At 74.1% G+C, this 11,146-nt stretch carries 10 protein-coding genes; 4 read left to right on the top strand and 6 right to left on the bottom strand.

What is annotated here, in order from left to right:
- Positions 1 to 310 precede the first annotated feature (310 nt).
- Entirely contained in the window at positions 311 to 766 is a 456-nt protein-coding gene (locus AB0J67_RS21465) for a MaoC family dehydratase (RefSeq protein WP_363485171.1), read from the top strand.
- 34 nt (positions 767 to 800) lie between these two features.
- On the opposite strand, the gene AB0J67_RS21460 is transcribed toward AB0J67_RS21465, so the two are convergent.
- The 5 genes from AB0J67_RS21460 to AB0J67_RS21440 all read right to left on the bottom strand — a co-directional run bounded on the left by AB0J67_RS21460 (position 801) and on the right by AB0J67_RS21440 (position 4,386).
- The gene (locus tag AB0J67_RS21460) at positions 801 to 1,565 is read right to left on the bottom strand and encodes a DUF6585 family protein (protein WP_363485170.1); all 765 of its coding nucleotides are present in this window, start codon (positions 1,563 to 1,565) and stop codon (positions 801 to 803) included.
- 172 nt (positions 1,566 to 1,737) lie between these two features.
- Entirely contained in the window at positions 1,738 to 2,175 is a 438-nt protein-coding gene (locus AB0J67_RS21455) for a hypothetical protein (protein WP_363485169.1), read from the bottom strand.
- A gap of 238 nt (positions 2,176 to 2,413) precedes the next feature.
- Complete coding sequence (locus AB0J67_RS21450) at positions 2,414 to 3,289, bottom strand: MauE/DoxX family redox-associated membrane protein (protein WP_363485168.1); 876 nt, start codon at positions 3,287 to 3,289, stop codon at positions 2,414 to 2,416.
- 73 nt (positions 3,290 to 3,362) lie between these two features.
- Positions 3,363 to 3,965 carry a cell wall protein gene (locus tag AB0J67_RS21445; protein ID WP_363485167.1) on the bottom strand — a complete coding sequence of 201 codons (603 nt, stop codon included), beginning with the start codon at positions 3,963 to 3,965 and terminating at the stop codon, positions 3,363 to 3,365.
- Between the two features lie 10 nt (positions 3,966 to 3,975).
- Entirely contained in the window at positions 3,976 to 4,386 is a 411-nt protein-coding gene (locus AB0J67_RS21440) for a hypothetical protein (RefSeq protein ID WP_363485166.1), read from the bottom strand.
- Positions 4,387 to 4,695: 309 nt separating this feature from the next.
- Between AB0J67_RS21440 and AB0J67_RS21435 the strand changes: the two genes are divergently transcribed.
- Both AB0J67_RS21435 and AB0J67_RS21430 read left to right on the top strand, forming a co-directional pair.
- The gene (locus AB0J67_RS21435) at positions 4,696 to 5,490 is read left to right on the top strand and encodes a hypothetical protein (RefSeq protein ID WP_363485165.1); all 795 of its coding nucleotides are present in this window, start codon (positions 4,696 to 4,698) and stop codon (positions 5,488 to 5,490) included.
- A gap of 4 nt (positions 5,491 to 5,494) precedes the next feature.
- Complete coding sequence (locus tag AB0J67_RS21430; protein ID WP_363485164.1) at positions 5,495 to 7,330, top strand: glycoside hydrolase family 15 protein; 1,836 nt, start codon at positions 5,495 to 5,497, stop codon at positions 7,328 to 7,330.
- Positions 7,331 to 7,380: 50 nt separating this feature from the next.
- Here the strand turns inward: AB0J67_RS21430 and AB0J67_RS21425 are convergent, their stop codons facing one another.
- Positions 7,381 to 8,055: a triacylglycerol lipase gene (locus AB0J67_RS21425; RefSeq protein ID WP_363485163.1), complete on the bottom strand. Its 675-nt coding sequence runs from the start codon at positions 8,053 to 8,055 to the stop codon at positions 7,381 to 7,383.
- A 116-nt stretch (positions 8,056 to 8,171) separates the two neighbouring features.
- Between AB0J67_RS21425 and AB0J67_RS21420 the strand changes: the two genes are divergently transcribed.
- Positions 8,172 to 10,988, top strand: a complete 2,817-nt coding sequence (locus tag AB0J67_RS21420) for a LuxR family transcriptional regulator (RefSeq protein WP_363485162.1) — start codon at positions 8,172 to 8,174, stop codon at positions 10,986 to 10,988.
- Positions 10,989 to 11,146: the final 158 nt, after the last annotated feature.

The following is an 11,146-nucleotide window of genomic DNA, read 5'->3' as shown; positions in this document are numbered from 1 at the left end:
CCATTTTTTATTCTCCCCGCCCCCACCTATATACAAACCGTACTTTAAACACTATTCCCACACCCCCGCCTCTTCCCTTGTGTCGCGCCGCAGCCCGAGCGGCGCGCCACCGGGCGCGGTGCGTTCGGGCGCCGGTCCCGTGGCGCGGCCGCTCCCGTGCCACCCGGGCGGCGTGCTGCGGGCGCAGTGCTCCGCCGCCCGTGGCGTGGCGCCCGAGCGGCGTGCCCCGGCAGCGGCATGTCCGCCGCCGGTGGCCGCGCTCCGGCGTCCTACGATCACCCGGACCAGCCGTGATCCGAAAGGTGCCGCCGTGAGAGTGTTCGTTTCCGCCGCCGACCTGGCCGACGCGGTCGGGCAGCGCATCGGGCCCGGCCCGTGGCACCCGGTCGAGCAGTCCCGGGTCGACACGTTCGCCGAGGCGACCGGCGACCACCAGTGGATCCACACCGATCCGGCCCGCGCCGCGAGCGGCCCGTTCGGCGGGACGATCGCGCACGGATACCTGACGTTGTCGCTGCTGCCGCTGCTGGTGCGGGACCTGTACCGGTTCGAGGGCGCGCGGATGGTGGTCAACTACGGGCTGAACAAGGTGCGCTTCCCGGCGCCGGTGCCGGTCGGCGCCTCCGTCCGGCTGGCGGCGCAGCTCGTCTCGGTCGAGGAGGCCGGGGGCGGCGTGCAGGTCACCGCGCAGATGACGATGGAGACGGACCGCTCCGACAGGCCGTGCTGCGTCGCCGAGACGGTGACCAGAGTTTTCTTCTCCTGACGGGCGGTCGGGGTGGGGCGTCCGGTCCTTCGGGCTACGCCGGGACGTCCGGCTCCTCGGCGACCGGCCAGTGCTGCATCAGGTGCAGCAGCACGGCGACGTCGGGGATGTTGCGCAGCCGCTCGGCGAGGGCCGGCCGCCGCGCGTCGGTCCAGAGCTTCAGATGGGTCTTGCCGGCTTCCACGTTCGTGACGGCGGACCAGGCGACGAACTGCTCGCCCCGCCGCACCCCGTCGCCGGTCAAGGTGAGCGGACCGAAGGTCGCCGCGCCCGTGCGCACGGCCTCGTCGACCTTGACCGGCAGGATCGCGGCGGCGACGCTCTTCTCGACGTACGCGATGAGCGCGGGCGTGTCCTGGTAGCGGGGCTTGGCCAGGTCGACGACCTCGCCGCTGCGCAGTTCCACGCGGCACTGCGGGACCTCGGCGTACGCGCTGACGAGGTTGACCACCCGGACCCAGATGCGCAGGTGCGCGACGTCGTGCCAGGTGAACAGCGAGGTCACCGCGCCCGTGCGGTCGGTCGTCAGGGATCCGCCGGGGTAGAGGTAGCGCCACCGGCCGGCCTTGCGCCAGGTGACCCATGCCGCCAGCGCCCCGAGCGCCAGGACGACGACTCCCGCCCCGACGACCGCACCGGCGTCGCCGCCGGCCGCGATGAGCATGATGCCCAGGAACGCCACCACCACGACGATGGCGACATCGGCGCCGACCGCCGGCCGGTAGCGGCCGACGACCTCGCCGAGGCCCGTCTCGGCGGCGACCTCCTGGAACGGCCGTCTGTCCACATTGCTCGACATGGGTCAATCTTCCCGACCGGCCGGGCGGTCGGTCAACGGCATGCGGGTGAGCGCTCACATGCTGAACGGGCACGGCACGCGTCGATCTTGCACGAACCGTTGGGGATATGTCCTCTAGGGGCGTGTCGCACCCACCGTACGTGCAAGATCGACGCGCGGTGCGGGAGGGGCGTCAGTCCCAGCCGAGGCCGAGCAGCAGGTCGAGGAAGTCGGCGAGGCGCTGGGGGCCGCGGCAGACCAGGCGGTGGGCGACGTCGCCGCAGGCCCAGCGGGCCTCGAAGCCGCGCCAGGTGGTCCCCGCGCTGACGCGCACGCGGTGCTCGCCGAGGTTGATGCGGGCGATCTGCCGTTCGAGGGTGTCCTCGTCGAAGCCGAGCACCGAGTGCAGCTCGATCTCGACGGTGCCCCGCCGGTAGGCGGCGAAGCGCTGGGTGGCGGTGCTGATCCGGCTGGCGGGGTCGGCCTGCCAGGCGGCGGGCAGCTCGGGCAGGCCCGGCCAGGTCTCGGTGCGCCGCGCGGCACGTCCGGCCAGCAGCGGCGCGGATCCGGCGAGCGCGCCGGAGGCGTGGCGCAGGGCGAGGCTCTGTCGCTGGGGGACGGTAGCGAGCACGGTGACTCCCGGAGGTCGCGGCGTGCGCGACTCGGGGTGGGGAGCGCGACGCGGTGAGGCGGCGGGGGTGGTCGCCGCGGGAGCCCGCCGTTGCGCTCGTACCTCCTAGTTCACACCACGGAGACCCGCCGCGCTGCCCCAACCCACTCCTCGGGAAAGGAAGATCGCCGTCTCGGGTCGGAAAGTGAGGGGTGACCTCGTGTGCTGACCTGAGACGGCGATCGTCCCTCCAGACCACTCAGCCACCCACCGCGACGGGGAACGCCCAGTCGGGCAGGGGAGCGTCCGGGGCGGACGCGCGGGTGAGCAGGACCTGCCCGGTCGGCTCGTCGACCAGGGCCAGCCGCACCGCGGCCGGCTGGTAGCGCAGGCGCGGGACGGCGTACACGGCGGACACCTCGAAGCCTGCGTGGCGGGCGGAGTAGACCAGGATGCGCCACTCGTCGTCGTCCCAGTGCTCGCGCACGTCCGAGGTGAGCAGCGCGGCGGTCTCGGCGTACACCGGGCTGCGGTGCAGCTGCTCCACGGTGGAGTCCAGCGGCACGTCGAACCCGGTGGGCAGCGGCCGGGTGAGCCGCACCTTGAGCTGGCGCAGCCGGTCGAGCCCGAAGCGGTCGAGCTCCGGCGACAGCGCGACCAGGACGGCGGCCTCGGCCAGCAGCACCGCCGCGGCGGGCAGCGGCCGGTCGGCGAGCACGCCCGCCCACGACGCGGCGGCGGGCAGCGCCAGCAGGCTCGCGGCCAGCAGCGCGCCGGTGCGGGCGAACGAGCGCCAGCCCACCGGGGTGCGGGTCGCCGACAGGCAGCCGCACGACGACTCGGGCGCGGCGATCCGGGCGTACGCGAGATAGCCGGCGAAGCCGAGCGACAGTGCCACCGCGGCCGCGGCCTCGGCGGGCAGCGCGGGCGGGGCCAGCAGGAACACCGCCAGCACCGCCTCCACCCCGCCGACCAGGCGGTACGCGGGAAGCGCGCGCCGCTCGCCGAGCAGCTGCGCGAGCGCGCTGCGGGCGGCCTGCGCGGGGGCGAGGGGGGAGAGCAGTTTGAGCCGTGCCGACCAGAGCAGCACGGCGCCGAGCAGCAGCGGCTGCAGCGGCGCGATCCACGAGATCATCGGTCCTCCGGGGATGCTGAGAAGGTTGGCGGGACGGGCGGGCGCCGGGGGGTGTGGCGCCCGCCCGCGTTCCTCAGGCGGACGCGTACACGGTCGCGATCTCGACCTCGTTGGTGTCCGGGACCCAGGCGCCGATGACCTGGACGTGCTTGCCGACGCGCAGCATCGACATGTCCGACACGGCCGGGGTGTTGTTGTAGCGGGCGGCCGACGTGCCGGGCACCAGGTGACCGACGATGCGCTTGCCCTTGTGGTCCAGGTGCAGCACGTTGCGGCCGATGGCGGCGATGTGCGCGTGCACGTTGACGATGTTGACCCAGACCGAGTCGGCGGCCAGGGTGCCGTCGGGCAGGCGCAGGCCGCGCGCGTACAGGCCGTCGCCGACGGCGACCGCGTCGACGGTGGTGGGCCGCAGCTTCCAGATGCTGGTGCCGCCGGTGATCCGGATGCGCCACAGCGCCATGTCGGAGCCGGTGACGAACAGCATGCCGGTGCTGATGCCGGTGATGCGGCCCTCGGCGAAGTTGGGGTCGGGCGCGCCCGGCTCCACGGCCTGCTCCTCGGCGCCGAAGGCGGCCTCCGGCGCGAGCGAGCCGAGTGCGGTGCCGCCGATCAGGCTCGCCCCGCCGACGGCGGCGGTGGTGAGCAGGCGGCGGCGGTCGATGGTCTCCGTCATCTCAGCCTCCTCACACGATGTCGACGCTGCAGGGCGACAGGCCGGACGACAGGTTCGCGATCTGGCTGTACGCGGCCGGGGTCAGGTCGACGATGCGGTTGGTGCCGCACACCGAGCCGCAGCAGGCGCGCTCGCCGCACCACAGGTCGGTCTGCGGCCCGCAGTCGGCGATGGTCGTGCCGATGCGCTTTCCGTTGCAGCGGTTGGTGGTGTAGTGCCGGAAGCCGCAGCCGCGGCGGGACATGGTGATCCCGCAGCGGTCGGGGCGGGTGATCTCGAGACATGCGGCCGACGCGTTGGGCCAGGCGTGCTGGTAGCTGCCGCTGTTGCACGTGCCGCAGGCGCCGCGGCCCGTGCTAGAGCAGGGGCCCCAGGCGGTGCCGCAGCAGAACCAGGACATCTCTCCGGTAAGAGCTGCCACTTGTCCGCCTCCTTTCCGGGTAGGGGGTGTACCAGGAGGAACGGCGATGGGCCCATCGACGACTGTCGAATATCATGGACGGCGGACAGTTACGGAGTCAATGCATTCATTGAAATATTTCTCCAAAAACGTAAACGATCGTCAATGGTGGTACTGCGCTCGCCGGGCGGTTTCACCACCATCGTCACTTCGTGGCCGGTTCCTCGGGCAGGGCGCTGCGGCGTACCGCGGCCGCTTCCGCACCTCCGGCGCCGGCCGCCTTCCCGCAGACCCGCGCGCGGGCCGTGCCACCAGGCGTACGCTGCATTAATGGACGCGACGCGGGCGGGCGTCGGCAGCGACCCGCTGGCCCAGATCAACGTCACCCGGCTGCGCACCGAGCTACGGGCGGTGCAAGCTCTCGGCACCTCGGGCGGCGCGTTCGGCGCGTGCCAGGTCAGCGCCGAGATCCGCCAGGCCTACCGCACCGCGCTGCAGGCCCGCGACGAGGCCGCCGCCTACCTGCACGGCAACCGGGACTGGTCGACCGAGGACCTGGCCGAGGCGATCTGCGGGCACCGCGAGCACGAGCGGCGCGCCCGGCTCGTCGCCGAGTGGTCCACCGCCCCGCAGCACCTCTACGACGCCGGGCACGAGCTGCTGCGCCGCCAGCAGGTCGCCAGCGCGCTGCGCGACCTGCTCTCCGACGCCCGCGCCATCGCGGTGCGCCACCTGCGCGAGGCCGAACTGGTGCTCCCGGCCGACCCGCTGGCGCGGGCGCACAAGGCACAGGACGTGGTGCGCTTCTGCACGTACCACCTCGACACGGTGGCCGCCAACCGCAACCTCTACGCGGCGAACCTGGTGGTGCACCACGAGTGGGACCTCGACGAGATCGCGGAGCTGGCCGACACCGAGCCGCAGTCGATCGAGGAGGCTTTCGACGCGGCCCGGGCCCACCCCCCGTCCGACGCCGACTCCCGCTCGGTGCGCGAGCTGGCGGCGATCGCCGCGGCCATCGCGGTCCGGCAGCGCCACTGGGAGGCGGTGCGCCGCGAGGCCATCGCCGAGTGCCTGGCCGCCGGCGTCGACGCGGACCTCATCGCCGTCCACGCCGGCAGCTGACCTCATGAGCGGCGTGCCGATCGCCGACCACGCGCTGCTGTCGGACTGCCATACGGCCGCGCTGGTCACCCGGGACGGCTCCGTGGACTGGCTGTGCTGCCCGCGCTTCGACAGCCCGTCGGTGTTCGGGCGCCTGCTCGACGACGAGGCCGGGCACTGGTCCATCGCCCCGGTCGGGCCGTACACCGCCACCCGGCGCTACCTGGACCAGACGCTGGTCCTGGAGACGACGTTCCACACCCCGGACGGCACCCTGGCCGTCACCGACGCCCTGGCGCTCGGCCCGAACGAGGACAAGCACGGGCACGACCTCGGCCGGGGCGTGCCGCACCTGCTGATCCGGTCGGTGAGCTGCCGCGACGGCGAGGTGCGGGCGCGCCTGTCGTTCCAGCCCCGGCCCGAGTACGGCCTGCTGCGGCCGCTGCTGTCGGCGATCGACGGCGGGCTCACCGCCCGCGGCGGCGCGGAGCGGCTGGTGCTGTCCAGCCCGGTGCCGCTGCATCATGTGAACTGCGACGCCGACGCCGAGTTCACACTGCGGGTCGGCGACGAGCTGTGGTTCGCGCTGCAGCGCTCGGCCATGTACCACGAACCGGTGCGGACCTGGAGCCAGGACGAGATCGCCGACTGGATGGCGGTCACCGTGGACGCCTGGCGCGTATGGTCCAAGCTGCACCAGAACTACCAGGGACCGTGGCGCGAGCTGGTCGGCCACAGCGGCCGGGTGCTGCAGGGGCTGACCTTCAAGCCCAGCGGCGCGATCGTCGCCGCAGCGACCACGTCGCTGCCGGAGCAGATCGGCGGCGTGCGCAACTGGGACTACCGCTACTCCTGGGTCCGTGACGCGAGCTTCACGCTGAAGGCGCTGTGGGTCGCCGCCTGCCCGGACGAGGCCCGCGACTTCTTCTCGTACATGACCACCGCGGCGGCCGGGTCGATCGGCCCGGACACGCCGTTGCAGATCATGTTCGGGGTGGGCGGCGAGCACGACCTGTCCGAGCGGATCCTGCCGCACCTGCGCGGCTGGCGGGACAGCAGGCCGGTGCGGGTCGGCAACGGCGCCTGGAACCAGCAGCAGATCGACGTGTACGGCGAGGTGCTCAGCGCGGCCCACCGGCTGGCCGAGAAGATCACCGACATCGACGACGACACGCGCTCGTTCCTGGTGGCGCTGGCCGACGCGGCGGTGGTGCGCAGCGACGAGCGCGACCACGGCATCTGGGAGGTGCGCGGCGAGCCCCGGCACTTCCTGTACTCGAAGGTGATGTGCTGGGTGGCGCTGGACCGCGCGATTGCGCTGGCCGACAGCCTGCGCGCGCAGGACCGGGTGCCGGGCTGGACGGCCGCCCGGGCCGAGGTGCGCGAGCGGGTGCTGCGCGACGGCTGGAACGAGCAGGCGGGCGCGTACACGCAGTACTTCGGCGCGACGGCGCTGGACGCGTCGTGCCTGATGATGGCGATCGTCGGGTTCCTGCCGGCCGACGATCCGCGCATGCTCGCCACCATCGAGGCGATCGCGGACCGGCTGACCGACGACCGGGGGCTGGTGTACCGCTACCGCACCGAAGGCGGCGTGGACGGGCTGGAAGGCGACGAGGGCACCTTCCTGCTGTGCACGTTCTGGCTGGCCGAGGCGCTGGCGCTGGCGGGGCGGGTGAACCGGGCGGCCGAGGTGTTCGAGCGCGCCGCCGGGTACGCCAACGACGTCGGGCTGCTCGCCGAGGAGATCGACCCGGTCACCGGGGAGATGCTCGGCAACTTCCCGCAGGCGTTCAGCCACATCGGGCTGGTCAACGCGGCGTGGGCCGTCTCCCAGGCCCGCCACCGCGCCGCCCTCTAGCGAAGGAAGGGCACCTTCTCGACGTACTGGGAAGGTGCCCTTCTCTATGGTCAGGACTTGAGCAGGGTGCGGACCTTCTGCGAGACGGGGTCGCTGACCAGCAGCCAGGCGTGTTCGATGCAGCCCACCCCGGTGTTGGTCGCGCCGGACAGGACCGTGCTGGAGTCGGGGTTGATGAACTCGTCGCAGCTGGACCAGTAGGTCTGGTAGCGCACCCCGCCGGGCGTCTCGTCGCCGGCGTTGAGATCGCGCAGGAAGGAGCTGTCCGGCGCCATCTCGGCGCAGGAGGTGATCAGCCACGAGCAGACGGGGGTGAGGTTGGTGCCGTGGTTGGGGCCGCCCAGCGACACCCACTGGTCCACGTACGACGTGCCGCCGAGGAACTTGAGATACCAGCGGGAGTTCAGGCTGCCCATCGAGTGCGCGACGATGTCGACCTTGGCCGCACCGGTCTGCGCGCGCACCGAGTCCACATAGCTGCGCAGCTGCGAGGCGGTGGTCTTGTTGGACTGGAAGACGTCGTAGGAGATCGCGAACAGCCGGTTGGCGGGCCACCCGTCGGCCTTGAAGTCGGCGATCATGTCGTTGAAGTTCCACGCCCCGCCTTTGTAGCCGTGCACGAAGATCACGGGGTCACGCTCGGCGGCCTGCGCCGCGGAGGGGGCGACCACGACCATGGCGGCTACCGCGGCGAGGACGCTGAGCAGGCCTGCTGTCTTTCGCATCTGTCCTCCTCGATGAGATCGGTGGGACAGAGCGTGCGGGACGGCGTAGGCGTTTCGCATCCGTTAAACGACGCATCGGTCTTTCGCCGGAGTTAACTTGTGAGTAACTTCTGGGTGTGGACCCGCTCCCGAGCCCGGTGCTGCACGGCCGCGACAGCGCGCTGCTGTCGCTGGCGTCCGTGCTGGACGGTGCGCGGGCCGGGCACGGCGGCGCGCTGCTGATCCGCGGCGAGCCGGGTCTGGGCAAGAGCGCGCTGCTGGGGTACGCGAACACCCAGGCACCCGACTTCGCGGTGCTGCGCTCGGGCGGGGTCGAGCCGGAGACGGCGCTGCCCTGGGCGGGCCTGCACCGGCTGCTGCGGCCGGTCGCGCACCGCCTGGCCGAGCTGCCCCCGCACCAGGCCGCGGCGCTGCGCGGGGTGCTCGACGGGGTGGCCGGCGACGGCACCGGTTGCCTGCTGCCCGCCGCGCTGCTGGGGCTGCTGGAGCTGCTCGCGCGCGACGGCCCGGTGCTGGTCTGCGTCGACGACGCGGACCTGCTCGACCAGCCGTCGCGCGAGGCCCTCGCCTTCGCCGCCCGGCGGGTGGGCGACCGTCCCGCGCCGATGCCGTCCCCTGCCGCCGGAAAGCCGGGCGACGCGCCGCCGGGCGATCGGCCCGGCGGCGCCGTGGTCGTGCTGCTGGCGATGCGGGACGACGACGAGCTGCCGCCGCCCGGCGTGCCGGTGCTGCTGCTGTCGCCATTGGACGAGACCGCCTGCGCGGCGATGGTCGACGACCTCGCGCCCGTCGCCGTCGACGAGGGCGTACGCCTGCGCCTGGCCGCGGCCGCCGCGGGCAACCCCCAGGCCGTCGCCGACCTGGTCGCCGCCCTCGACCCCGACCGGCTGCGCGGCGTGCGGCCGCTGCCCGACCCGCTGCCGCCCAGCCCCGGCCTGCGCCGGGCCCACCTGCGCCGGGTGCTCGCGCTGCCGGAGCAGACCCGGCGCCTGCTGCTCATCGCCGCCGCCGAGCAGGGGATGGACGCGAACCTGCTGGTCCGCGCCGCCGACGCGGCCGGCATCGACGTCGCGGCGCTCGCACCCGCCGAGGACGCGGGACTGCTGCGCGTCGGCGCGGGCGGGGTGGAGTTCCGCCACCCGCTGGTGCCCGCCGCGATCTACCACGCCGCCCCGCTGGCCGGCCGCCGCGCCGCGCACGCGCTGCTGGCCGGGGTGCTCGACCCCGGCCGGCACCCGCTGCGCCGGGCCTGGCACCGGGCCGCGGCCGGGCTCGCCCCCGACCACGAGCTGGCCGAGGAGCTGGAGACGGCGGCGGTCGCGGCGCGCGGGCGGGGCGGCTACGCGGTCGCGTCCGCGGCGTACGAGCGCGCCGCCGAGCTGAGCACCGGCGACGACGGCGCCAAGGCCCGGCGGCTGGCCGCGGCGGCCCGCGACGCCTGGCACGCGGGCCACTCGGTGCGCGCCCGCGACCTGCTCGACCGGGCCCTGCCCGTGGCACCGGGCGCGGCCGCGCGCGGCGAGCTGGAGCTGCTGCGCGGCGACATCGACCTGCGCGACGGGCGCGCCGCCGACGCGTACGAGGCGCTGCTGGGCGCCGCGCAGCGGCTCGCCCCGATCGACCCGGAGCTGGCCATCCGCGCCATGATGCGGGCCGGCGAGGCGGGTGTGTACGCCGGCGACCACGGGCGCTTCCTGCAGGTCGCCGCGCAGGCCGCGGCGCTGCGCCAGCCGGGCCGCTCGGCGCAGGCCACGGTCATGCTCGACTACCTGGACGCGTTGTCGGCGATCTTCCTGGGCCGGTTCGGCGCGGCGCTGCGCCCGCTGCGGGCGGTGCTCGACGGCGCGCCGCGCATCGACGACCCGTCCGCCCTGATCTGGGCCAGCATCGCCGCGCTGATCCTCGGCGACAACAGCCAGGGCCGGGTGATGGCCGCCCGCGCGGTCGCCGCAGCGCGCGGCCGCGGCGCGGTGACCATGGTGCCCAAGGCGCTGGAGTTCAGCGCGTACGCCGAGTTCTGGACCGGCCGCCACGCCGCCGCCACCGCGAACGCGCTGGAAGGGCTGCGCGCGGCCACCGAGACCGGGCAGGGCAACGGCGCCTGCCACCACCTGGCGGCGCTGGCCATGCTCGACGCGATCCACGGCGACGAGGAGACCTGCCGGCTGCGGGCGCGCACCGCGCTGGACCGGGCCGGGCTCAACGGCCTCGGGCTGCCCGCCGCGCTCAGCACCTGGGCGCTGGCCTTCCTCGACCTGTCCCTGGGGCGGCCCGCCGACGCCGCCGGGCGGCTGCGCGGCCTGGCCCGCGCCGGACCAGGCCAGGGGCACATGGCGGTGGCCGCGCTGTCGGTGCCGACCTACGTCGAGGCGGCGGTGCGCACCGGCGCGGTCGACGCGGCCCGGGCCGCGTTCGGCACGTTCGAGCCGTGGGCGCGCAGCACCAGCAGCCCGGACAACCTCGCGCTGGCCGCCCGCTGCCGGGCCCTGCTCAGCGACGGCACGCAGGCCGAGGAGCACTTCCGCGACGCCCTGGAGCTGCACGCGGTGGGCGATCGCGCCTTCGAGCGGGCCCGCACCGAGCTGCTCTACGGCTCGCTGCTGCGCCGGCAGCGCCGCCGTACGCAGGCCCGCGCCGAGCTGCGCAGCGCGCTGGAGTCGTTCGAGCGCCTGCACGCCGACCGCTGGGCCGGGTGGGCCCGCGCTGAGCTGCGCGCGACGGGAGAGTCAGCGCGCCCGCCGGAGGTGCGGGCCGGTGACGAGCTCACCCCGCAGCAGCGCCAGATCGCCCGGTACGCCGCCGAGGGCGCCACCAACCGCGAGATCGCCGCGCAGCTCTACCTCAGCCCGCGCACCGTCGAGCACCACCTCGGCAACATCTTCGCCAAGCTCGGCGTCCGCTCCCGCGTCGAACTCACCAAACTCCTGTCCTGAGCAGAAGGCACCGCGCCCTGAGCACGCGGAGCCCCGCCCGGTCGAGGACGCGGTACGCAGACGAGGCGCGCGGCGGGGATACGGCCAGGCAATCGGATCCCCTGCCGATCCTGGGGCGCCCCGCTCGTCACGGTTCATCTGGACGGGCACCCGGTGCG

The organism is Catellatospora sp. NPDC049609, from assembly GCF_040675365.1.
GTDB lineage: Bacteria > Actinomycetota > Actinomycetes > Mycobacteriales > Micromonosporaceae > Catellatospora.
This window is presented reverse-complemented; position numbering and strand designations above follow the sequence as displayed.

Coding starts and splice junctions, on each gene's coding strand:
- AB0J67_RS21425 (WP_363485163.1), bottom strand. CDS start 8,055: ATGCGAAAGACAGCAGGCCTGCTCAGCGTCCTCGCCGCGGTAGCCGCC.
- AB0J67_RS21445 (WP_363485167.1), bottom strand. CDS start 3,965: ATGACGGAGACCATCGACCGCCGCCGCCTGCTCACCACCGCCGCCGTC.
- AB0J67_RS21435 (WP_363485165.1), top strand. CDS start 4,696: ATGGACGCGACGCGGGCGGGCGTCGGCAGCGACCCGCTGGCCCAGATC.
- AB0J67_RS21460 (WP_363485170.1), bottom strand. CDS start 1,565: ATGTCGAGCAATGTGGACAGACGGCCGTTCCAGGAGGTCGCCGCCGAG.
- AB0J67_RS21450 (WP_363485168.1), bottom strand. CDS start 3,289: ATGATCTCGTGGATCGCGCCGCTGCAGCCGCTGCTGCTCGGCGCCGTG.
- AB0J67_RS21430 (WP_363485164.1), top strand. CDS start 5,495: ATGAGCGGCGTGCCGATCGCCGACCACGCGCTGCTGTCGGACTGCCAT.